This window comes from Paenibacillus mesophilus (assembly GCF_005938385.1).
Lineage (GTDB): Bacteria > Bacillota > Bacilli > Paenibacillales > NBRC-103111 > Paenibacillus_AB > Paenibacillus_AB mesophilus.
In genome coordinates this window covers 111434-135428 of record NZ_VCRA01000003.1, presented here as the reverse complement: position 1 = coordinate 135428, position 23995 = coordinate 111434, and the positions used below count along the sequence as shown (strand labels likewise).

The window sequence follows — 23995 nt, the reverse complement described above, 5'->3', positions numbered from 1 at the left end:
CATGTAGGGTGGAGACAGGAAGGGGGGATCCGATGTTCGCGCATATAAGACGCCGGGTGTCCGGGAGAGTGGCGGGCATCATGGCGCTGACCGTGCTGCTTCCCGTTCTATCCGGGTGCATGTACCCGAAAGAAATGCGCAAAGAAAACCAAGCGACCGCAGCGGAGAGCATCCTGGTCGTGCAAAATGCGGTCGATCGTTACAAAGAAAAAAATGGCGTGCTGCCGATCAAAAATTCGGAAGCCGAAACGCCGATCTATGAGAAATATGTGCTCGACTTAAAAAAGCTGACCCAGGGTCCGTACCTTGGACAAGTGCCGGGAATCGCCTTCGAGAAAGGCGGCTCGTTCCTGTTCGTGCTTGTCAACCCGGAGCAGAAGCCGGAAGTGAAGCTGATGGACATTACCGGCTATCAGAAAGCGGGGGATATCCAGAAATGGGTCGACGAGTACAGGAAGGCCAATAACGGCGCGATTCCGCAGGGCGAGCCCGCGGGACAAGACGTGTACCGGCTCGATTTTGCCAAGCTCGGCAAAAAAACGGCCCAGTCGGAAAGCGTATATTCCAGAACGTATTTAAGCTACCTGGTCAGCTCGAACGGTACGGTTGCGATCGATTACGCGCCCGAGATCATGAAAGCGATGGAGCGCAAAGGGATGAAGACGGCGCAAGCCGATCTGGACCTGCGCTCGCTGCTCGTTTCCGAGGCTCCTTACGTGCCTGTCAAATCATTTCCTTATTATTGGACCGACAACGAGCCGAAAGCTTCGGCTCGTTGAACGGCTGCGATCCGGAATGCGCCTGAAGACAGAATTCCTCAGCCCCTCCTTTAAGGGGCTTTTTTGTTTGCCTACTTTCCCGCAACGTCCCGAATAAGTGCACCTGCACCGACATATAGTGATGGAAGGGGTGGCATTGACGTTGAAGGGGTTGGTAGATCGATAGATTCCGATGCGAGCTTCGACCGAAACTTTTAAAATGTTCTCTGTCATATTCGCAAAACCTAGTACATATAGTTTTAGTAGTAAAAAACATGTACGAGTATCGTCGCACTGAGAGGGAAGTCTGCGGCCGGCAGCCGTCAACAATCCGATTGCGACATCTGCTTCGTTCATTATCCTGCCTAGGAGGGGATCTCATTGGAGAAAGTGGATATCTTTAAGGACATCGCAGAGCGCACTGGGGGAGACATCTACCTTGGTGTCGTTGGGGCGGTCCGGACGGGGAAATCTACGTTTATTAAACGGTTCATGGAAACGCTGGTGCTTCCGAACATCCAGAACGAAGCCGAACGGGTCCGGGCGACCGACGAACTGCCGCAAAGCGCGGCAGGCCGAACGATCATGACGACCGAACCGAAATTCGTTCCGAATAACGCCGTAAGACTCAATGTGGCGGAAGGGCTGAATGTCAATATCCGGGTAGTCGATTGCGTAGGCTATGCGGTGCAAGGCGCCAAAGGATACGAGGACGAGAACGGTCCGCGCATGATCACTACGCCGTGGTTCGAAGAGCCGATTCCATTCCAGGAAGCGGCGGAAATCGGAACGCGCAAAGTGATTCAAGAGCACTCGACGCTCGGTGTCGTCGTCACGACCGACGGCTCGATCGCGGAAATTCCGCGCTCCTCTTACGAGGAAGCGGAAGAGAGGGTCATCAACGAGCTGAAGGAAGTCGGCAAGCCGTTCATTCTGATCGTGAACTCGATCAAGCCGACGAGTCCGGAAACGATCGAGCTTCGCAACGAGCTGGCCGCCAAGTACGACATCCCCGTCATGGCAACGAGTGTTGCTACGATGACGGAAGACGATATTTTGCAAGTGATGCGCGAAGTGCTATACGAGTTCCCGGTACACGAAGTAAACGTCAACTTGCCTAGCTGGGTAATGGTCCTCGGCGAGAACCATTGGCTGCGCTCGCACTTCGAAAATTCCGTCCGCAATACGGTGAAGGACATTCGTCGTCTGCGCGACGTCGACCGCGTCGTGACCAATTTCGATACGTACGATTTCATAGAACGGGCCGCCTTGGCCGGCATGGATATGGGGCAGGGCGTGGCGGAGATCGATTTGTACGCGCCCGACGAGCTGTACGATAAAATTTTGATGGAAGTCGTCGGCGTCGAAATTCGCGGCAAAGACCATTTGCTTCAGCTCATGCAGGAATTCACCCATGCGAAAAGGGAATACGACCGGTTCGCCGAAGCGCTGGAAATGGTCAAGACGACCGGATACGGTATCGCGCCGCCTAGTCTCGAGGATATGTCGCTCGATGAGCCCGAGCTGATCCGGCAAGGCTCGAGATTCGGGGTAAGGCTGAAGGCGACGGCCCCGTCGATTCATATGATCCGTGTCGACGTCGAGTCCGAGTTCGCCCCGATTATCGGTACCGAGAAGCAAAGTGAAGAGCTGGTCCGCTACTTGATGCAGGACTTTGAAGAAAATCCGTTGAAAATTTGGGATTCCGATATTTTCGGCCGCTCGCTCAACTCGATCGTACGGGAGGGCATCCAGGGGAAACTCGCGATGATGCCGGACAATGCCCGCTACAAGCTGCAGGAAACGCTTGGCCGAATTATTAACGAAGGCTCGGGCGGCTTGATCGCCATCATTTTGTAAGAAGAAAGCACAAGTCATACAGCCTTTCTCCGCAAAGGGAGAGGCTGTATGTTTTTTTGCCGCGTCTACGTATATTTTTCGATGAAACGGTGAACACAGAGAATAACGGCAATAGCTCGTGGGGGGAGGTGAATGGCATGAATAAATCGGAGTTGATCGCCAAAGTGGCAGAGACGACCGACTTGTCCAAGAAAGACATTACGAAAGCGGTTGACGCCGTCTTCGAAGCGATAACCGAGGCGCTGCAAGGCGGAGATAAGGTGCAACTCGTAGGATTCGGGAACTTTGAAGTTCGTGAACGTTCCGCCCGCAAAGGACGCAATCCGCAGACAGGTGAAGAAATCGACATCCCGGCCAGCAAAGTACCGGCCTTTAAGCCCGGCAAGCAGCTGCGCGACGTTTGCGCGCAATGACCTTGCAGGGGCATGGTGCCGCTTATTGAAAATCCGAACTAAGTACAGCAATTCCGAGTGCCTGTCTGATGACGTCAGGCACTTTTTCACGTTCAGGGCAAGGAAGGCCGCTACTGGCGGATGCCCGATTCTTTCGGCAGTTGCGGCTCGGCAAACAAACGGCTCAAGACGATCGTAACGGCACCGATTGCAGTCGCGCGATTACCGAGCCGGGACGCTTCGATTGTCAGATGACGGACGGATGACTCCAGCGCGCGCTCTTTAACCGTTTCGGCCAGCGGTTCGGTCAATAACGGGCCGGCTTGCGCGACGCCGCCCCCCAAAATGATTTTTTGCGGATTGAGCGTATGGATCATGTTCGTCAGGCCGATGCCGAGCAGCCGGCCGGCTTTGCGGAATGATTCGATCGCGAGCTCATCGCCTTCCTTCGCCGCCTCGCACACGTGCTCGCCTGTGATCGACTGCAGACTGCCAGAAGCGGACGGCTGCAGCTTGCTGCGTCGGCCTAGAGCGATTTCATTCTGTACGGTCTCCGCAATTGCCGGGCCTGAGACAAGCGTCTGCAGGCAGCCGTAGTTGCCGCAATTGCAGCGCGGACCGTTCAGATCGACCGTCGTATGTCCGATCTCCCCGGCGGAATAGCTGCTCCCGCGAAAAATTTGCCGGTTCAAAATAATGCCCGCACCTACGCCGACCCCGATGTTCACGCAAATGAAATGATCGGTGTCCTGGCCGCCCCCGAACCATTGCTCTCCTAGAGCCATCGCCGCAACGTCGTTTTCCACATAGACGGGAAGACCGAACGCCTCTTCTAGAGAAGCGCGGATAGGAACGTTTCTCAGATGAAGGTTCGGCGCGAAGACGGATACTCCCTCCTCCGGATTGACCAAGCCGTGCATCCCGATGCCGATGCCGATTACGGGCCGTTCCGTTCCGGCCGACCCGATCAAGTCGGATACGGATTGATTGAGCTCGGCAAGAAACGTTTCCGCATTCGGCCGCGGGGGCATGCTTCTTCGGTTTTCACGGATTATGTTCGCATCCAGATCGGTCAGCAGCGATTTGATCGTATTGCCGCCCACGTCGATGCCTATGATCGAGAACGATTGCGAGTTCAGCTTAAGCAGAATCGGTTTACGTCCGCCGCTCGATGCGCCGATCTCGCTTTCCACGATGAACTTCTCTTCCAGCAGCTCGTTTACGATATTCGTTACCGTTGGCGGCGTTAAAGCGATCCGCTTGGCGATGTCCGCGCGCGAAATCGGGCCTTCGTTCCGAATCGTCGTCATGACGAGGGAGCGGTTCAACGATTTCATCAACTGAAAGCTGCCGGTCAGAGGCTTCGTCATTCCTATCCCGTCCTTGTTGTCGCATTTGCTATCTTAATTAGAATAACTAATAAAGTTGCTGAAATCAATCCAACCGATATATTAGCGGCGATTTCGTATTGCATAAAGGTTTTGCGAAAATTATATTGTGTTCCGCTGAAGGAGAGAGTAATATTAAATCATCTAGACTTTATTAAATTAATTAACAAAGTAGCGACTGCCCGCGAGGGCAAGGAGGATGCTGTATGGCTGAACTGCGCTATAACCCGCTGCTGCGCGACTGGATCATGGTCGCGTCGAATCGGCAAAACAGGCCGCATATGCCGAAAGGGTACTGTCCGTTTTGTCCGGGCTCCGGCAAAGTGCCGGACGAGTATGACGTCCATGTGTACGAGAACGATTTCCCGGCTCTGAGCCCGAATCCGCCCGAGCCGGACCCGGTTGAAACGGCGTTGTACAAAACCCGGAAATCGTTTGGAAAATGCGAAGTGATTTTGTACTCGCCGGAGCATACCAAGACGCTGCCGGAGCTTCCGGTCGAGCATATCGGGAAACTGATCGGCGTATGGACGGACCGTTTCGTCGAGCTGTCGAATGATCCTAATCACGAGTACGTCATGATCTTCGAGAACCGGGGAGAAGAATGCGGAGTGACGATGCCGCATCCGCACGGGCAAATTTACGCGTATTCCCACATGCCCCTCAAGCTGAAAACGGAACTGGAAAGCTGCCGAATCCATCACGAGGAGAGCGGCACCTGCCTTCTTTGCGACATGAACAAGAACGAAGTCGAATTCCGGAAGCGGATCGTGATCGAGAACGAGCATTTCTTATGCTATCTTCCGTATTTTACCGATTTCCCCTACGGCGTCTTTATTGTCAGCAAACGGCATATGACGGCGCTCCCGGACTTCAGCCCCGAGGAGAAACGGTCTCTTGCCCAAATGCTGAAAGATACGACGGGCACGATGGATCAATTGTTTGACAGGCTGTTCCCGTATATGATGGTTCTCCATCAAAGACCGGTCAACGGCGATGACGTCGAGAGCTATTACCATTTCCATATCGAGTTTTATCCGCCGCTTCGCGACAAAGACAAAATCAAATGGTACGCCTCGTCGGAGATGGGCGCTTGGGCGGCAGCCAATCCGATGGCGGTTGAAGAGACGGCTCCCAAGATGAGGGAAGCGTATGAACGTTATTTGCGAAAGGAAGGGAGAATGTCATGACAACGTCTGCCATCGATTTACACGAGCTGCTCCGTGCCTTCTCGGAACGGTTCGGAGATGCGGAGGGGGTCCGGTGCTTCTTCGCACCCGGCAGAGTCAACCTGATCGGCGAGCATACGGACTACAATGGCGGGTACGTCTTTCCCGCTGCGCTTACGTTCGGTACGTATGCGCTAGTAAAACCGCGGAACGACGGAATGTACCGATTCCGGTCGATGCAGTTCGCCGCGGAAGCGGATGTTGCGGTATCCGCCGTCGAGTTCCGGAAGGAAGACGACTGGGCGAATTACCCGAAAGGCGTTTTGGCCGAACTGCTTAAGCTGGAAGACGGAGCTTACGCTTCCAAGCTTCGGGGAGCGGACATTTTGTATGTAGGCAACGTGCCGAACGGCGCGGGTTTGTCTTCTTCCGCATCGATCGAACTGGCAACGGCTCTGGCCATCTCGACACTGGCACAAATCGAGCTTCCGATGCTTACGCTGGTGAAGCTGTCGCAGCTTGCCGAGAACCGCTTCGTCGGGGTAAATTGCGGCATTATGGATCAATTCGCGGTCGGAATGGGCAAGCGGGATCATGCCGTCATGCTGAAGTGCGATACGCTGGACTATCAATATGTGCCGTTTCGCATCGACGGCTGCAAGCTCGTCATTACGAACACGAACAAACGTAGAGGATTGGCCGACTCCAAATATAACGAACGTAGACAGCAATGCGAAGATGGGGTACAGTTGTTAAAGGAAAAGCTCCCTCGACTGGGAAATCTCGGCGAGCTGTCGCTCGAGCAATGGGAACAGGTCAAGAGCGCAATATCCGACCCCATCATCCGCAATCGCGCGGAGCATGTCGTGACGGAGGACGATCGTGTGCTGAGAGCGCGTTCCAGTCTGGAACAGGGAGATCTCGCTACGTTCGGCAAGCTGATGAACGCCTCTCACGAATCGCTTCGCGACCTGTATGAGGTGACGGGCTTCGAGCTTGACACGCTGTACGAGGTGGCAAGCGGGATAAAAGGCTGCGTCGGAACCCGGATGACGGGAGCCGGATTCGGCGGCTGCAACGTCAGCATCGTGAAGGACGAAGCGGTGGAAACGTTTCAGCGTACCGTGGCTGAGCAGTATACGGCTAAGACGGGACTCGTTCCTTCGTTCTACGTTTGCGAGATCGGGGATGGGGCTAAAGAGCTGCAATTGTAATCGCGGAATAGGAGGAGTAAGAGCATGGCCATTCTTGTAACCGGAGGAGCCGGTTATATCGGCAGTCATACTGTCGTAGAATTGCTTTCCCAAGGCGAACAAGTCGTTATCGTCGATAATTTGAGAACGGGTCACCGTTCGGCCGTATCGTCCGAAGCCCGTTTCTATGAAGGCGATATTCGCGACGCGGCTTTCATGAAGCGGGTATTCGGTGAAAATGAAATTGAAGCAGTCATCCATTTTGCCGCAAGCTCGCTGGTCGGCGAGAGCGTGCAGCAGCCGCTCGCTTATTATGACAATAATTTGTTCGGCACATATTCGCTCGTTAACGCGATGGTGGAGCATGGGGTAAGCAAAATTGTTTTCTCGTCGACGGCGGCCACCTACGGGGAGCCAGAGCGGGTACCGATCGAAGAAACCGCACCGACCCATCCGGAGAGTCCTTACGGCGAGACGAAGCTGGCGATGGAGAACATGTTCCGCTGGTGCGACCGTGCTTACGGCTTGAAATTCGTTTCTCTTAGGTATTTCAACGCCTGCGGCGCGCATCCGGAAGGCTTGATCGGGGAAGATCACAAGCCGGAGAGCCATCTGATTCCGATCATTTTGCAAGTTCCGCTCGGACAACGCGAAGCGATAAACATTTTCGGCGACGATTACCCGACGGAAGACGGGACCTGCATCCGCGACTACATCCATGTGATGGATTTGGCGAATGCGCATTATCTTGCGCTGCAGCATTTGCGGGCCGGTCATTCGAGCGACGTATTCAACCTTGGGAATGGAACGGGCTTCTCGGTCAAGCAGGTCATCGACCTGGCACGCGGCGTCACGGAGCATCCGATTCCGGCTGTTGTCTCCCCCCGGCGCGCAGGCGATCCCGCCGTTTTGATCGCTTCCTCCGACAAGGCGCGGACCGTTCTCGGCTGGCGGCCGAAATACGCCGACCTCGGGACGATCATCCAGACGGCGTGGAATTGGCATAAACATAACCCGGCCGGCTATGCGGACTGAGCCGTTAGGTTGAGGCGTAGAACTTATTATTTTGCGTTAAGACAAATAAATAAATGTCATGTCAGACCGCTCTCCATTTGCCTGTATTGGTAAATCGGGAGGGGTCTTTTCGTGTTAAAAAGCAATAAATTTACGTTTTCCAGACTGGTATAGTTCAATAGGGCCATAATTAATTGTAGTCATTTTGGGACTAATGCATTATATTAATGGTATTGGAAAATATTACTCATAAAGGGAGAGCGTAGAATGAATTTCATCAAGAAAATGTGTCTGTTCATGTTAGCAACCGCATTTATGATGGTGGGAACAGGGGGGCAAGAAGCAAATGCAATATGTGCTCCTGTTCAAACTCCATACACCATCCCTAATCCAACTCTAAACGATGTAGTTATTAACGGAGCTACATTAACCAAGGAAGGTTACTTATCGGCAAGCGTATTAATACCCGAAGAATACAGCGATTATATCGAAATCGTTTTCTTGTCTAAGGATGGCAAAGAAGCGAGAAGGGCCAAAGTGGACTCCATAATCAATATGAAGACTGTCCAGCAAACGGTACTTGGGAAGGACGGGAAAAACTATACCGTATCCATGAAGTTGGGCGATATAGTCATTAGTGCCCGAAACCTTCCGATGAATATTACAGACTTCATTACGTTTAGAGACAACTACATGGCCAAACTGGAAGCAAGAAATTATGATCCAAAAAACACAGGAGCAATATCTATTGCACCAGAACCAGGATGCCGCAATCAGACCTTAACCTCATCAGCTCAACCGATTGGTTACATCAATTCAATGGCCTCATTTCCGGGTAAAGTGAACGTCAATCAGGATGGCACAATTACTATTACATTGCAAACGCAACCTGCTTATGCGAATGCAAAGATTTATTTAGTCGTTATTGATGTTGATGGTAAAGAGGTCAAGAGGGTTGCAATAGACCCAAAGAAACCTAGAATTACGGCAAATGATCTGGCCTTACAACCAGGCAACTATTCTATAATCATTGAATTGAGCAGTGGAGAAGATACGATTAAATCGGTTCCGGTCAAATGGACAGTTTCGAACGGATCTGGAGCTCAATCGCAAGGGAATACTTCCGGATTAGGTAATGGAACATTTCCAGGCGGTGTGGAAGTAACGCAAAACGGCACAATCCGAATCATTATTCAAAAACAGTCCTATAGCAGTTCTACAAAATTTTACCTTGTTATCACCGACTTATATGGCAAAGAGGTGAAAAGGACTCGCGTATATCCAAGTAATCCAAGAGTATCCTTGAGCAGCAAGTCGCTTGTTCCGGGTGCATATATATTGCAAATGGAAATGGTAGACGGTTCAGATAAGGTCCTCCGATCCAGTTCGGTTACTTGGACAATACCGCAGCCTCAACTATCTATCCCTTCAGGTGACGAGTTCCCGGGTACCATTATCGTGAATGGGGATGGTACATTCACGTTTACGATAACGACTAAATCCGTCAATAAGAATTATGATTTTTTTGTCGTTTTGCTGGACGTTGATGGAGATGAAATACAGCGTTTCAAGTTCGATCCTGCGAAGCCGATAACAAAAACTATAAAAGAAATGAACATTCAGACGGGCGGTTATTATCTTGTCATAGAAGTTGTAGACCCCAAGACAGGCAGCAAAGCAACTTCAAATCCCAAATTTACAACTTACAATGAAACACAAGATATCATCGTATTAGTGGATGACCAATTACAGAAATATGATCAGTCTCCTGTTAACGTCGACGGTAGAACGATGGTCCCGTTACGAGCTATATTTGAAGCACTCGGGGCCAAGGTGGAATGGGACGGGGCGACCCAAACAGTAACGGCAACAAAAGACGATATCAATATTTCCCTGACGATAAATTCTAATGAAGCCTTGGTTAATGGCAAAAAAGTTACGCTTGATGTACCTGCACAGCTAATTAATGAAAAAACAATGGTTCCGGTTCGATTTGTAAGCGAAGCGCTTGGAGCAGACGTCCAGTGGGATAACTATTCTCGCTCAGTTATTATTAAGAATAAAGAGTAAGTACCGAAATCCGTCCTTTTTCGGGCGGATTTTTTCCTTTGTTCGATCGTGCAATGGAAGTCGGAATTTGTTTCTTAATTCCAACCCAATAAATAACTCAAGTTTCGCAGCTTGAAAAACGCGTTTAGGTGTTGAGGATACTGACATTTCGGCATAAAACTAGCAAACTTGACAGAAAAACACCTTTTATGTTTGGTAAAATGGGAATTGTCGAGATTACCATTCCAAACAAGAAAGGTGCGTAACCTTTATATTACACCACATCTCCCTGTCTGAAAAGTGTGAGGAACGCTTTTCAAGCATGTTTGCTACTTTGAAGTTGGGCAATTTACTCCGCCAAGCGGGTATTCGAAAATCGTTTGGCCTTCCGGCACTTGCTGTTTTCCAGCTCATCTTCACGTTAGTTTTTCAGCAGCGTAGTTGGTCTCGCTTGCTCGAAAGCAGTCACCGTTCATCACTGCCCGGAAAAGATGTTGTTTACCGTTTCCTGAATCATCCCGGGTTTGCATGGCGTCGGTTCTTCCAGATGCTAAGCTTGAAGATCGTCCAGCACTTTGAGTCGCTTACCTCTGCCACTCGCATTCGTGCCTTTATTGTGGACGACTCCGTCCTGAAACGAAACCGTTGTAAAAAGGCAGAATTATTGGCACGCGTTCATGACCATACGACGGGGCGTTTCGTGAGAGGGTACAACATGCTGACGCTTGGATGGTCGGACGGATTCAGCTTTGCACCCATCGATTTTGTTATGCTTAGTTCCGCCAAACTAACGAATCGTTTCTGCGAAATGAAGGAGCGTCTATCCAAACGTACGCAAGGATACAAACGGCGTATGGAAGCTTTTTCTCGCAAGCCGGATGCCGTCGTAGCGCTCTTGGATCGTGCTCTTCAGCTTGGATTTGCGGCGGATTTTGTTTTGATGGATAGCTGGTTCACCCAAGCCCCGTTGCTACGTAGCCTGATGTCGAAAGGCTTACATGTGATCGGTATGATCAAAGATATGAAACAGCGTTACCAGGTTGGCAACAAACGAATGTCGCTAAAAGAACTGCACGCAGGACTACCTCGGTCCACCAAAAAAGAACTGCTCGGTTCGATCCTTGTACGGACGGATTGTGGATTGCCGATCAAATTAGTTTTCGTTCAAAATCGCAATAGCCGTAGGGAATGGCTTGCCATACTGAGCACGGATGTAGAACTGACGGATGCTGAAGTTGTCCGCATTTACGGGATACGATGGAACATCGAAACCTTCTTCAAATTCACAAAGTCTTATTTGAAGCTGGGAACCGAGTTCCAAGGCCGTTCTTTTGATATGCTGATCAGCCATACGACGATTGTCTTCACTCGCTATCTTTTAATGGAGTGGGAACGACGTGAACATCAAGATCAACGTTCACTAGGCGGGTTATTTTTTCAGTTTTCCGACGAAGTCCGAGACCTCGACCTGAAAGCTGCTTTGCAGCAAATCTTCTCTTTCTTCCTTGAGCTCTCCCAAACGAAGAACAAACGGGAGAAGTCTGCCATTTTAAGTCAAGTACAGCAATGGATTTCAAGTTTGCCGAGTTATATCAAGGCTTTGATGCCAAAATTAAGCTGCGAAACTTGAGTAAATAACTAACAAATACTTTACAATTGCCGTCAAACATTTTATAATGTCATTTAGCAATATATAACTTTGGTAGTATTGGATTAGCTTTAGCTATTCGTTTTTATCGTCGGGGTATAGCGCAGCCTGGTAGCGCGCACCCTTGGGGTGGGTGAGGTCGCACGTTCAAATCGTGTTACTCCGATCATTTTGCAGTTTTCGCATCAGATTATTTACCCGCAATAAGGGCCACTGCTTCCGGCGTATTCTACATACACGGCAGGAGTGGCCTTTATTCACGCATAACCGTTTGACAAACGGCACCTATTTTCGCATGATAGGATGGAATGGAATACAGCCGAGTCGAGAAGAGAGAGGATGAACCTTTACATGAGCAATGAGACGGTGCAAGGCGACTATTTTGTGATAAAGGCAAAGGAAAACGGCGTTCACGTTATCGGACTGACGCGCGGACACGATACGAGGTTTCACCATACGGAGAAGCTGGACAAAGGGGAAATTATGATCGCGCAGTTTACAGAGCATACTTCGGCGGTCAAAATCCGCGGCAAAGCGATCGTAATGACCCGGTTCGGCACGGTGAATACCGAGGAGTAATTTGGAAGCTGTCGCAGATAACGTATCGGCCTTGAGATGACGGTTCCTTCCCCCGAAAACGTGCGAAAGGCAGGCATAGCCTGCCTTTTTATTATGTACAATGTAGATAAGAGCCGTATCGGGAGGGAACTGTCGTGAAATCGTACCAAAGGGCGTCGATCGCCTTGCTTGTTTCCATCGGATTCGCCGCAATGCTGTCGCTAGTGCCGAAGCTGGACCGCACCGTGCAGATAGGCGGTACGGACGCTCCCGTATTCCGCGCCGATTATGCCCTTTCACTTACCGACCGCAATCTCGTCGATCTGTTTGTCCGGTATCCGCTTCATCTGGATATTTCGCATGTCGAATGGAATGATACGATATTATCGGTCGATTTGAAATCGAAGCCGAACGAAACGAATTCCGATCCGATTTACGACGATCTGTACGAGCTGGCCCGTCTCGGCTTCGCGGGTACGAAAAACGTAAAGCAGCTGCTGATCCGGGTAATGGAATATTCGACAACCGGCAGCGAAAACCCCCAATTGCTGCTGGCGATGGATGCGAAACGGTCAGACCTTAGCGCCGGAGCCTCCAAGCAAACGGAAATGCAGACGAAAGAAACGAAAGAACAGTTTTTAAGTTCACATTTTAGCCTCACTTACACGCATAAGTGGCTTGACCGGCATCGCCGCTGAAGATGTACAATAGATTGTGCGCTGCGCTTGCTGTTGTGATATAATGATTTGGATGCACGGAAGAACGCAATATTGACGCTTGTCGGCGGCACGGAGGCATGTATGAACAGTTACTCGGTTGCGGATGCGACGAAACCTTACACTGAATATGATATGATCCGGGATCATACGGAATTGCCGGAGCTACCGAATTTTCGTTCACAGCTTTTGTACGCGTTCCTGCGCAAAAGCTCGGATCTTGTCGATAATAGCGAGCTTTACGCCATCGTCGTGTCCCTCGCCCAAATGGGTCTCGATACGCATGACCTCGTGTCGGAAACGAACGAACGCAAAGAAAAGAAGGAAGCCCGCTCCCGGCAGCTGAAAGTGCTTGCGGGGGATTACTTCAGCAGCCGGTTTTATCAGCTATTGGCCCAAGCCGGACAAGTGGAGATGACCCGTCATATGGCGTTCGCCATATGCGAGGTGAACAAGCTGAAGATGAATTTATACCTGCGCATGAGGCAATGGAAAATGACGGCGGAGGAGTACGTTCAAGCTTCGGTCACGATCAAGATGCAGCTGTACTTGACGTTTTCCCGGGTGCTGGAAGGGCTGAAGCCGAACAGCTGGCACGATATGCTGCAAGGATATACGCGCTGTGAAGTGCTTCTGGACGAGCTGCACCGCCTCGAGAAGGGGAACGACGTTCGATCCGGATGGGCTTTTTGGCATTTGCTGCAAGTCGGTACGAAAGAGGAGAGGAAGCAGCTCCAGCAAGGGGATACCGATCCCGGCAAGCTGCGGATGCTTTTCCACAAATACAATGTTCGCGCGACGCTGCTCCAAATGCTCGAGCTTCAGTTTAAGCTGCTGTCGGACAAAATCCGGCAGTTCGACTCGGAGAAGCTGGTGAACGAGCTGAACCGGATCGGAGATCCGTTCGCCAAGGCGCTGACGGCTACGCGGGCGTTGGAAGAAGTGTGAGGTGAACCGAATATGGAGATGAAGACAAACAAGGAACGGTTCGTGCACTCGGTATTTGAGAACATCGCCCCGAAGTACGATTTGATGAACGACTTGCTCAGCTTCCGCCGTCATAAAGCTTGGCGCAAATTTACGATGCGGCATATGGACGTCAAACCCGGCGCGACCGCGCTCGACGTCTGCTGCGGAACTTGCGATTGGACGGTAAGCTTGGCCGAGGCGAGCGCGACGGGGAACGTAGTAGGACTCGATTTCAGCCGGAACATGCTCGATTTCGGAGAACAGAAAATCGCCAAGCTCGGCTTGGACAAGCAAATCTCGCTCATTCACGGGAATGCGATGCAGCTGCCGTTCGAGGACAACAGCTTCGATTATGCCACTATCGGCTTCGCCCTTCGGAACGTACCCGACTTGGAGAAGGTGCTGAGCGAAATGGAGAGGGTCGTCAAGCCGGGGGGGCTTGTCGTCTCCCTCGAATTGTCGAAGCCGACGTGGCAGCCGTTCAAGTCGATTTACTATTTTTATTTTCAACGCGTGCTCCCGTTGATCGGCAAGCTGGTCGCCAAACGTTATGAGCAATACAAGTGGCTCCCGGAGTCGCTTGTTCATTTTCCGGACCATAAACAGCTGGCCGACATTTTCCGGCGCATCGGCCTCGAGAACGTTCGCGCATATCCGCTTACGGGCGGCGTCGCCGCACTTCATATCGGGGTAAAGAGGAAACGGGAGGGTGCCGGTTTTGTGGAATAAAGTCAAAATCTTTTTGGAAATGATCAAATTCGAGCATACGATTTTCGCGCTGCCTTTCGCGTTCATGGGGGCGGTGCTCGGATCGGTCGTTCAATTCGACGCTCTCCCCTCCTGGGCCCAGATCGGGTGGATTATCTTAGCGATGGTCGGGGCGAGGAGCGCCGCCATGGGGCTTAACAGGCTGATTGACAAAGCGATAGACAAAAAAAATCCCCGTACGGCAAACCGGGCCATTCCGGCAGGGCTGTTGTCGTCGCTCGAAGTACTGCTGTTCATCGTCATCTCGTTCGCCCTGTTGTTCTGGGCGGCGGCGAATTTAAGCCCGTTAGCGATGAAGCTTCTGCCGATTGCCGTCTTTATGACCGTTATATATTCTTACACGAAGCGATTTACATGGGCTTGTCATCTTATTCTCGGTTTGACGATTGCGCTTGCACCGCTCGGCGGATGGGTAGCCGTGACGGGCAGCATCGATTGGACTGCGGTCGTGCTTTATTTGAGCGTCGCCTTCTGGACAGCCGGCTTCGATGTCATATACGCATGCCAGGATGCCGATTACGACCGTAAAGAAGGGCTTCACTCGATTCCGAGCCGATTCGGCATCGCGCGGGCTTTATTGCTGGCCCGTTTGTTCCATGTCTTTACCGCCGTCGGCTTGATGTGCTTGTTTCTCATGACCAACTTGAGCTGGTGGTATTTGGCGGGGTTGGTCGTATCCTACGTCATCATGTTCTATGAGCACTACATCGTGTCTCCGAACGACTTGTCCAAGCTGAACACAGCGTTCTTCACGATGAATGGCGTTCTGAGCGTGGTTGTGTTTTCTTTCACATTCCTCGATCTGGTGGTGCGCTACTTATGGTAGAGAGCAACAACCGTCCCGGCTGGGTAGTCGGTTTGACCGGTGCGAGCGGAGCCGTATACGGCGTCAGACTGTGCGAGGCGCTGCTCGAGCGCGATTTGCCGGTTCATCTTGTCATTACGGATGCGGGCTGGCGTGTGCTGCACGAAGAGCTTGATTGGGATTCGGCCCACCGTCAGCGGACGCTTGAGCTCAAATTCGAGCGTTTCGCGCTCAAACCGCGCTACTACCCGATCGGCGATATCGGTGCAAGTATAGCAAGCGGTTCTTTTCGGACCGCAGGCATGGCAATCGTGCCGTGCAGCATGGGAACGCTGTCCGGGATTGCTCACGGAGCATCCGGCAATTTATTGGAGCGCGCGGCCGACGTCATGCTGAAGGAAGGCCGCAAGCTGATCCTCGTGCCGAGGGAAACGCCGCTGCACGCCATCCACCTGGAGAATATGCTGAAGCTTTCCCGTATGGGCGTCAGTATCGTCCCGGCTATGCCGGCTTATTATCATAGACCTTTATCGATGGACGAGCTCGTCGACTTTATGGTCGGCAAAGTGATGGATAACATGGGAATCGACAACGAATTGTTTCGACGATGGGGAGATGCATGAATATGCACCAAGATTCGCTAATACGCATCGGGAAAATCAATTACACGAACGTTTGGCCTATTTATCACTTTTTTCCTCACGAAAGATTCGGCTCCAGACTGAAGTGGATCGAGCAAGTCCCGACCGGACTGAACCGGGCGATGCTGGCCGGGGAGGTCGATATGGGGGCGATCTCTTCGTTTGCGTACGCGGAGTCGCACGACCGGTACGAGCTTTTTCCCGAGCTTTCCGTCAGCGCCTACGGCAAAGTGAATTCCTTGCTTCTTTTCCATAAAAAACCTCTCCGGGAGCTGGACGGTTGCACGGTTGTACTGCCGACGACTTCGGCTACCACGGTCAATCTGCTGAAAATCATACTTCGCGTTTTTGTCGGCGTCTCGCCGAACTATGTGTATGCGGCGCCGTCTTTGGATACAATGATGAAACATGCAGATGCGGCGCTGCTCATCGGCGACGACGCCATCCGGGCCAGTTGGGCCGACACACCGTATGAAGTGTCCGATATGGGCGGACTATGGCAGCAGTACACCGGACAATGGATGTCATTCGCGGTATGGGCCGTTCGCAAGCAAACGATCAGGGAGCATCCGGACCTTGTAGCCGCTGTGCACGACTCCTTTTTGCAGAGCAAAGCGGCAGGCTTGGCCAATCCGGAGCCGATCGTCCGGCAAGCGCAAGCCGAAATCGGCGGTACATTGGATTATTGGCGCGGCTACTTTCATAATTTGAGTCATGATTTCGGTCCGGAGCAGAGGAGGGGGCTAAGCCTGTATTTCCGCTATGCGAATGAGCTGGGGCTGCTGCGCGAACCGGCGCCGCTCCACATGTGGACCGATAATTCCGTAACCAGGTGACGTAATGAAACTATTGGATATTTATGCTCGAATGAAAAAAGACATCGCTTACGTCGAGCGGGAGCTGGAGGAGAGCGTTCAAACCGAACATGCGATGCTGAGGGAAACCTCGCTTCATCTATTGAAAGCGGGGGGCAAACGGATTCGTCCCGTCTTCGTCTTGCTCTCCGCCCAGTTCGGACGGTACGACCTGCAGCGGGTGCAGCATATCGCGGTGCCGCTTGAATTGATTCATATGGCGACCCTCGTTCATGACGATGTCATAGACGATGCGGATACGAGAAGAGGACGGCTGACCGTCCGTTCGAAATGGGATAACCGCATCGCGATGTATACCGGCGATTATATTTTCGCCAAAGCGCTGACTGTGGCGGCGCAGTTGAACGATCCGAGAATCCATCAAATTTTGTCCAACGCTATCGTGGAGCTGACTGTCGGGGAAATCGAGCAAATCCGTTATTTCTTCCGGACGGATCAGACGCTTCGCAACTACTTGCTCCGCATTAAACGGAAGACGGCGCTGCTCATCGCGATCAGCTGCCAGCTAGGAGCGGTGGCCGCGGAGGCCGACGATGCCGTTCATAACATCTTGTATAAATTCGGCTATAACGTAGGAATGGCGTTCCAAATTCGCGACGATATATTAGATTTAACCGGAACGGAGAAAGAACTGGGCAAGCCTCCCGGCAGCGATATTCGCCAAGGAAACCTTACCCTCCCGGTTCTTTGCGCGCTGGAAGATCCGCGTATCCGCGACGCCCTGTTGGACGAGATCGAGCGAATCCGTATCGCCGACGGACAGACGGATGTCACGCCGTTTCTGCGTATGATTCGCAACGGTCCTTACATAGAGGCAGCAGACAAGCTGTCGTCCCGTTACATCGATCGGGCCATCGATGCTTTGTCCGTTTTGCCGGATATTCGTGCGAAGCGGGATTTGATCGATATCGCCTATTTTATCGGCAACCGTTCTTATTGATTGCGCTATTTTGTCGGGTGACCGTCACGTATGGTTTCCCATAAATCAGCCAACAATGGTTGATACAATTTGCTTGTGCGGAGGGGATCGTTTATGGAGAGAACGTTTTTGATGATCAAGCCGGATGGTGTGCAAAGAGGTCTTATCGGTGAAATCGTGAGCCGTTTCGAGCGCCGGGGATTTACGCTGATTGCCAGCAAGCTGATGATGGTTTCGAAGGAAAAAGCGGAAGCGCACTATGCCGAGCACCACGGCAGACCCTACTATGAAGACTTGATGAACTTCATCACGTCCGGCCCCGTTTTTGCGATGGTATGGCAGGGCGATCAAGTCATCGCCATCTCCAGAATCATGATGGGCAAAACCAATACGCTTGAAGCCGCACCTGGAACGATCCGAGGCGAATATGCCGTACATACGAACCGCAATATTATACATGGCTCCGATTCTCCCGAAAACGCGGTAAGGGAGATCAATATTTTCTTCGAGCCGGAAGAGCTGCTCGATTATTCGAAGACGATTCAGCAATGGATTTAACAATTTTTCGACACCGTTCCCCATTAGCAAGGAGGAAAAAGTCCCGTATGCATGGAATAAATGCATGCGGGATTTTTTTCTTTTCTAGCGCAAGAGCTGCTGCGATTGAAAAAGCAGTAGCGTATGCATTACTACGCAGTAGCTCTGTATATCTTCTTAGGGGTGACAAGGGTGGAAGACCTGGATTTCACGACGTTCATAAAGAAAGTGAAACAATATTCGGCGATTGACTTGTCCCAGTACAAGGAAGCGCAAATGAAACGGAGGCTCACTACGTTATACACGAAGAAAGGATTCGCTTCCTTCACGGCGTTCTTCGATGCAATGGTCCGGGACAAGGAGCTGTATTACGAGTTTCTGGATCGCATGACGATTAACGTATCCGAGTTTTGGCGCAATCCGAACCGGTGGGAAGTATTGGAGCGCAAGTTCATTCCCGAGATGGCCCGCGTCTCCCGCAGGCTGAAATGCTGGAGCGCCGCATGCTCGACAGGGGAAGAGCCTTATACCCTCGCCATGATCATGGCTGAGCTCGGCGTGCTCGAATCGTCGCAAATCGTGGCTACCGATATCGACGAGGGGGCGCTTGAGAAGGCGCGGCGGGCCATCTATCCGGATCGGTCGCTTCGCGACGTGCCGCAGACGTATATCAAAAAATATTTCCACCAGAAAGATATGACGTTTTCGATCGTCGATTTGCTGAAGAAGCAAATCCGCTTCTCGAAGCAGAATTTGCTCCACGATCCGTTCGACACCCAATTCGACCTGATCATTTGCCGCAATGTGATGATCTATTTTACCGAAGAGGCGAAGCATCTGCTGTATCATAAATTCAGCCGGGCCTTGAAGCCGGGAGGCCTGCTGTTCGTCGGCAGCACGGAGCAAATTTTCTCGCCCGGCCAATACGAATTCGAGACGGCGGATACGTTTATTTACCGGAAACGGACGGCGCATGTATAAAGGCTTCCATAAATTCCTATACTAAGGTGTAGAACGATCAGGAGGTTTTACCCTTATGGATAAACGGAAGGTCATTATGGCTTATCGGCGCGGATTCATCACGATCCAGGAGTGTGCGCAAATTCTCGGGATCGATTCGACGCAAGTAATGGGAATGGTGAACGACTTGAAGGCCGACCCGTCCCGGATCTACCCGCAGCCCGTTAACGGATGATTGAACAAAATGACATCGATCGTAAAGCATGTCCCTGGCGGGGCGTGCTTTTTTGTGGTTTTTCGATCCCCCTATTAATGACCGATCCCCCTCTTTCCCCCTTTGCCAAGGGGGAGGACTCATGGCTGCCGCCCCGAGACCCCGCTTCAAGTGTGGGAATCGGCGCTTCGGCGCTGCTGTGTGCTTGGAACGCTGCTGTACTAAGACGGTTCACTTTCGTGAACGGTCTTAGTACTCGCTTTCAGTTTGTGGGGATTAGGTAAGGCGTATTTGCTGTAGGTATCGTGTAGGGAACGATCATATGTGCTGACCAGCCGCGTCATGACTTTGTCATGAAGCTTTTTTTCGTGGAATTTTTACTACCGAACTACACTTATTTTCAATGCCTGGTTGCGCGTTCACCTCTTAGGTGGGATGACTACAAATTTTCCCAATAGTGTGATACCATATTATGTATGTGTTGTTATATTCGGACAACATTATTAATGGAATACTAGTTTTTATATGGGGATGGTGCTGCCACTGATGACAGTAAGTCGTAATTCGATTAGTAAATGCATTTTGTTAGGCATGACCGCGATGATAGCGCTTACGGGGTGTTTGGGGAAGTCGGGGGAACCGGAGAAGATGGTGACGAAAGAGCCGGTCGAGACGGTGAAGAAAACATTGAAAGTAGTCTATTTCAGCGAAGATCAGTTCAAGAGAGAGTATGGGAATTCTTTGGCAAAAATTCGACCCGATATCCAAATTCAAGTGATACCCTCGGGCGAGATCGTCGGAGGGAAACTGATAACTTATGATACCACCCGTATACTGGAGCAAAAGCCAGATATTATTTACGGATTGAATCTGCTGTCCGATCTGAAAAAAATGGGCAAGTTGGTGGAGCTGTCGCCGCTTGTGAAGCAGGATCAGTTCGACTTGAATGCTTTTTCCGGTGCGGCAATCGAACAAATCAGGGCCGTCGGAGACGGTATGCTGTTCGGACTTTCACCGACGTTCCAGTCGGCGGCGTTATTTTACAATAAAGCGATATTCGATCAATTGAAAATCCCTTACCCGACCAATCAAATGAGCTGGCCCAGTGTACTGGAATTGGCCAAAAAGTTCGCCCGGGTGGAGGAAGGCAAGCAGCAGTACGGCATAGATATTAACAGACCCCCGTATCTCCTCGTATCGCAATATTTAGGCCAAACGGGGGTGAGTTCGAGAGATGCCGAGGGAAAGACGGTGAACTATGTATCGGATGCCTACCGCACAGGGGTAAATGTCGTGGCGGAAGCATATAGGACGGGCGCTATTTATTTGCCTCCGGAAAATCCGCCTGCTGTTTCAAGCTCGAAGGAGGGGTATCTTCGTAACAAGTTCATCGCGGGAGAAGCAGCTCTCGCTTACTCGAACCCTGGACTGATAGAGGCGTTGAAGAAGGCGGCCGCCGCAGGAATACCTGCTTTCCCTTGGGATATCGTCACCGAACCTGTGAATCCGTCGAATCCGAATACAGCGTATAGCACTGTTGCGACGGATGTATTTGCCATCGTTTCGGATACCCCAGATAAAATGGCCGCGTGGCAATTTATAAAGACGATTACGGGTCCGGAAATGGCGGACGAATTGGCCAAATCGAAGCCTTACGTGCTTTCCACCCGTAAAGATCATGTTCTAGCCGTAGACGGACGTAAAATGGATGCTTTCTATGCGCTTGGCGGCATTGATACATCGGCTATCGGAAAAAATCAATGGTCCCCGCAGTTGTCTCAGCAAATGTCTACGCTCAGTTCCGAAGAAATTACAGGCATTATTTACGGAAGGAAGACGGTGACGGAAGGCCTTGCGTCCTTGCAGAAAAGAGCGGAGCAAGCGTTGGCGGATGAATTCGCCGCTGCGAAGAAATGAGAATGAGAAGCACTGGGGATGGTGGATAATTGTAATGACAAAAAAGCGAAAACCGATTATTACAGGCGCCGTCATCGGTACGGCTGTCATGATGGCGCTTACCGGATGTTTAGGCAAGTCGAGCGAGCCCGTCACGAAAGTACAGCCTGAGCCGGTGAAGAAAACGTTGAAGGTAGCCTATTTCGACCAACAGCGTTTTATGAACGATTATGGCAATGCGCTTAAGAAGCTTTTGCCGGATATCGAGTTTCAAGTCATACCGACGATGCAGATCGTCAATAGATTCGCGATCGCCATAGATACGGACAAAGTTATGGAGCAGAAGCCGGATTTGATCAATGGAAGCAATCTGATCAAAGAATTGAGCAAGTCGGGGAAAGTAATGGAGTTGTCGGCGTTTATTAAACAGGATGCTTTCGATCTGAACGTGTTTATCGAATCATCGGTGGAGCAGCTGAGGGCTTTGGGAAACGGCAAGCTTACTAGTTTATCGCCTGCCTTTAATTCGACTGCAACGTTTTACAATAAAGAGAAATTCGATCGATGGGGCGTTAGTTACCCGACTAACAATATGAGCTGGCAGAGCATGATGGAATTGGCCAAAAAACTTGCGCGAAATGAAAATGGGAAACAGCATTACGGGATTTATACGAATTTTACGCACTTTACAATGGCATCTATTTATGCAACCGGTATTGGAGCGCCATTCCTCAGCGGTGACAGAAGAACTGTGAATTATATGACGGGTGCTTCGGGATCGGCTGCCAATATAGTTCTCGATGCCTACCGGACTGGCGCTATCTACTTGGCTCCGGAAAAAATGGAAGCCTCCACTTCCAAAACCGACAGCATGCTAAGAAACAAATTTGTATCCGGCGAAGCGGCCATCGCTCTCTATAGTCCTAGCCTGATCGCTACGATGGCTGAATCGAACGGACTTGGGATACCTCCTATCAAATGGGATATTGTGACCGAGCCGATCAATCCGGCACAACCCGACCAGTCCATATTCGGAATTTACGTATCCGATCCGTTCGGGATCACCTCGGATTCGCCCAACAAAGCTGTTGCATGGGAAGTTATCAAAGCAATAACCGGTACTACAATGGCGACCGAGATAGCGAAGACGAAGACACAATCGTTATCGACGCGCAAAGATTCCATGATGACGGTCGAAGGTCGGAAGCTTGACGCTTTTTATGCGCATAAGACGGTTTTCGCGGTCACCGGCGACAATGTATGGTCCACGCAGCTTGCACAGAAAGTAAATTTAATCAACAGCGAAGAAATGGCGGATATTTTATACGGCAGAAAGAGCGATTCGGATGGCTTAGCGGCTATGCAAAAAAGAGTACAGCAGGCGATCGACGAGGAATACGCGGTGAAAAAATAAGCATCGAGATGCTCCCTTATACGGAAGCGGCGGATATGCGTATCAGCGCAATCCGCTTTTTATTTTATAATAAGGTATGGACTATCGCAAACGGATTTGGTAATATTTTCTTAATCGTATTTATCTTTATTTTTACTCGAGTAAAATCAATTTCGGAGGAACAAGACAATGCCCATTACCCGAAAAGAGGTGGCGGATCGAGCGGGCGTATCGGTTGCCGTCGTTTCCTATGTAATGAACAACAAGCAGTTTGTCAAGGAAGAGACACGGCGCAAGGTGCTCGCCGCGATTCAAGAGCTCGGTTACCAGCCGAACTTGGTGGCGCGCAGCTTGAAGACGAAAAAATCGCATCAGCTCGCGGTGTTGGTGAACGATCTCGGGAACCCTTTCGAGTCCGGGATATTGCTGCATATTGAATCGGCCGCCAGACAGAAAGGATATACGGTATTTTTTCAACCTTTTATCGAAGATCAGGAGGAGCAGCTGAAATCGCAATTCATGGGCAGGATCGACGGCCTTCTGCTGCTCGGGCAAAGCTTGAAAAAAACGACGCTGGCCCATTTTAATAATATGGGCATTCCGGTTTTGTCAATTACGACACCCGTCGTCGCGCACCCGGATATTCCCGCGATCGATCTGGATTGGGAGCTGGAATTCGCCCGTCTCGTCAAACATTTGAAGGAAAGCGGGCATACAAGCATCGCATTTATGGCGAATGGGAATGTGCGCCATCATCATGAGCATCGTTTTCAAGCATTTTTGCGTGCGATGACACGGGAAAAGTGCAGCTTCGACGATCAATTTCTTCTGAACGGCCGAGGAAAGCTGGAGCAGGCTTATCCCGTCATGAAGACGGTTCTATCCAAGCTGATGACAGATCTTCCCTTCACGGCGATCGTTTGTGCGAACGACCTGATGGCGGCCGGAGTAATTGCGGCATGCCGGGATACGGGGGTCGATGTGCCAGGGACTTTGGCCGTCGCAGGGTGCGAGGACATTCTGATGTCTTCCCACACGAGTCCGATGCTGACGACGATTCACTACCCCCGAGAACATTTGAATGTCCCGGCCATGGACATCTTGGTGAAGCTGATGAACGGAGAAATCACCGGCAATATGACGATGAAAGCGGATCTCATCGTAAGGGCATCCACCCGACTTGCGAAATGAGCCGAGTTCATAGAACGACGGATATAAAGGGGGTGAAATCCAAGCAACAACAGGAGCTGTTGATTTCATAGCAAGGTATCCA

The 23995-nt window shown here is 51.0% G+C and carries 23 protein-coding genes and 1 tRNA gene; 23 read left to right on the top strand and 1 reads right to left on the bottom strand.

Annotated features, from left to right (window positions below; all coding sequences use genetic code 11):
* The first annotated feature begins 32 nt into the window (after positions 1–32).
* The 3 genes from FE783_RS05820 to FE783_RS05810 all read left to right on the top strand — a co-directional run bounded on the left by FE783_RS05820 (position 33) and on the right by FE783_RS05810 (position 3031).
* Complete coding sequence (locus FE783_RS05820; RefSeq protein ID WP_138878407.1) at positions 33–779, top strand: hypothetical protein; 747 nt, start codon at positions 33–35, stop codon at positions 777–779.
* 360 nt (positions 780–1139) lie between these two features.
* Entirely contained in the window at positions 1140–2618 is a 1479-nt protein-coding gene (gene spoIVA / locus FE783_RS05815; protein WP_138878406.1) for a stage IV sporulation protein A, read from the top strand.
* A 137-nt stretch (positions 2619–2755) separates the two neighbouring features.
* Positions 2756–3031 (top strand): HU family DNA-binding protein, encoded by a 276-nt coding sequence (locus FE783_RS05810; RefSeq protein WP_138878405.1) that lies wholly within the window; start codon positions 2756–2758, stop codon positions 3029–3031.
* Positions 3032–3141: 110 nt separating this feature from the next.
* Here the strand turns inward: FE783_RS05810 and FE783_RS05805 are convergent, their stop codons facing one another.
* Positions 3142–4380, bottom strand: coding sequence for an ROK family transcriptional regulator (locus FE783_RS05805; protein WP_138878404.1), 1239 nt, complete (start codon positions 4378–4380; stop codon positions 3142–3144).
* 224 nt (positions 4381–4604) lie between these two features.
* Here FE783_RS05805 and galT point away from each other — a divergent pair, with 224 nt between their 5' ends.
* The 20 genes from galT (at position 4605) to FE783_RS05710 (ending at position 23913) form a co-directional block, all read left to right on the top strand.
* Positions 4605–5588 carry a galactose-1-phosphate uridylyltransferase gene (gene galT, locus FE783_RS05800; protein WP_138878403.1) on the top strand — a complete coding sequence of 328 codons (984 nt, stop codon included), beginning with the start codon at positions 4605–4607 and terminating at the stop codon, positions 5586–5588.
* Positions 5585–6781, top strand: a complete 1197-nt coding sequence (locus tag FE783_RS05795; RefSeq protein ID WP_138878402.1) for a galactokinase — start codon at positions 5585–5587, stop codon at positions 6779–6781. Before galT ends, FE783_RS05795 begins: the two co-directional genes overlap by 4 nt.
* Before the next feature lie 24 nt (positions 6782–6805).
* Positions 6806–7795: a UDP-glucose 4-epimerase GalE gene (galE, locus tag FE783_RS05790; protein WP_138878401.1), complete on the top strand. Its 990-nt coding sequence runs from the start codon at positions 6806–6808 to the stop codon at positions 7793–7795.
* Positions 7796–8041: 246 nt separating this feature from the next.
* Positions 8042–9844, top strand: coding sequence for a stalk domain-containing protein (locus tag FE783_RS37910; RefSeq protein ID WP_202916137.1), 1803 nt, complete (start codon positions 8042–8044; stop codon positions 9842–9844).
* 250 nt (positions 9845–10094) lie between these two features.
* Positions 10095–11453 (top strand): IS4 family transposase, encoded by a 1359-nt coding sequence (locus FE783_RS05780; RefSeq protein WP_138878400.1) that lies wholly within the window; start codon positions 10095–10097, stop codon positions 11451–11453.
* 110 nt (positions 11454–11563) lie between these two features.
* Positions 11564–11637 (top strand) — tRNA-Pro (locus FE783_RS05775).
* 185 nt (positions 11638–11822) lie between these two features.
* Positions 11823–12050, top strand: a complete 228-nt coding sequence (mtrB, locus tag FE783_RS05770) for a trp RNA-binding attenuation protein MtrB (RefSeq protein ID WP_138878399.1) — start codon at positions 11823–11825, stop codon at positions 12048–12050.
* Positions 12051–12184: 134 nt separating this feature from the next.
* Entirely contained in the window at positions 12185–12727 is a 543-nt protein-coding gene (locus FE783_RS05765; protein ID WP_138878398.1) for a hypothetical protein, read from the top strand.
* Positions 12728–12829: 102 nt separating this feature from the next.
* Positions 12830–13693 carry a heptaprenyl diphosphate synthase component 1 gene (locus tag FE783_RS05760; RefSeq protein ID WP_138878397.1) on the top strand — a complete coding sequence of 288 codons (864 nt, stop codon included), beginning with the start codon at positions 12830–12832 and terminating at the stop codon, positions 13691–13693.
* A gap of 12 nt (positions 13694–13705) precedes the next feature.
* Positions 13706–14443 carry a demethylmenaquinone methyltransferase gene (locus tag FE783_RS05755; RefSeq protein ID WP_138878396.1) on the top strand — a complete coding sequence of 246 codons (738 nt, stop codon included), beginning with the start codon at positions 13706–13708 and terminating at the stop codon, positions 14441–14443.
* Positions 14433–15308 carry a UbiA-like polyprenyltransferase gene (locus tag FE783_RS05750; RefSeq protein WP_138878395.1) on the top strand — a complete coding sequence of 292 codons (876 nt, stop codon included), beginning with the start codon at positions 14433–14435 and terminating at the stop codon, positions 15306–15308. Before FE783_RS05755 ends, FE783_RS05750 begins: the two co-directional genes overlap by 11 nt.
* Positions 15302–15910 carry a UbiX family flavin prenyltransferase gene (locus FE783_RS05745; protein WP_138878394.1) on the top strand — a complete coding sequence of 203 codons (609 nt, stop codon included), beginning with the start codon at positions 15302–15304 and terminating at the stop codon, positions 15908–15910. Before FE783_RS05750 ends, FE783_RS05745 begins: the two co-directional genes overlap by 7 nt.
* Before the next feature lie 2 nt (positions 15911–15912).
* Positions 15913–16764 (top strand): menaquinone biosynthetic enzyme MqnA/MqnD family protein, encoded by an 852-nt coding sequence (locus tag FE783_RS05740; protein ID WP_338015781.1) that lies wholly within the window; start codon positions 15913–15915, stop codon positions 16762–16764.
* 4 nt (positions 16765–16768) lie between these two features.
* Positions 16769–17743, top strand: a complete 975-nt coding sequence (gene hepT / locus FE783_RS05735) for a heptaprenyl diphosphate synthase component II (RefSeq protein WP_138878392.1) — start codon at positions 16769–16771, stop codon at positions 17741–17743.
* 93 nt (positions 17744–17836) lie between these two features.
* Positions 17837–18280 carry a nucleoside-diphosphate kinase gene (ndk, locus tag FE783_RS05730; protein ID WP_138878391.1) on the top strand — a complete coding sequence of 148 codons (444 nt, stop codon included), beginning with the start codon at positions 17837–17839 and terminating at the stop codon, positions 18278–18280.
* A 171-nt stretch (positions 18281–18451) separates the two neighbouring features.
* On the top strand, positions 18452–19240 hold the full coding sequence (locus FE783_RS05725) for a CheR family methyltransferase (RefSeq protein ID WP_138878390.1): 789 nt from the start codon (positions 18452–18454) through the stop codon (positions 19238–19240).
* A 55-nt stretch (positions 19241–19295) separates the two neighbouring features.
* Complete coding sequence (locus FE783_RS37905; RefSeq protein ID WP_202916136.1) at positions 19296–19454, top strand: hypothetical protein; 159 nt, start codon at positions 19296–19298, stop codon at positions 19452–19454.
* Between the two features lie 627 nt (positions 19455–20081).
* Positions 20082–21350, top strand: coding sequence for an extracellular solute-binding protein (locus FE783_RS05720; RefSeq protein WP_158301642.1), 1269 nt, complete (start codon positions 20082–20084; stop codon positions 21348–21350).
* Between the two features lie 34 nt (positions 21351–21384).
* Positions 21385–22743 (top strand): ABC transporter substrate-binding protein, encoded by a 1359-nt coding sequence (locus tag FE783_RS05715; RefSeq protein ID WP_158301641.1) that lies wholly within the window; start codon positions 21385–21387, stop codon positions 22741–22743.
* Between the two features lie 168 nt (positions 22744–22911).
* Positions 22912–23913 carry a LacI family DNA-binding transcriptional regulator gene (locus FE783_RS05710; protein WP_138878387.1) on the top strand — a complete coding sequence of 334 codons (1002 nt, stop codon included), beginning with the start codon at positions 22912–22914 and terminating at the stop codon, positions 23911–23913.
* The last annotated feature ends 82 nt before the right edge of the window (positions 23914–23995 follow it).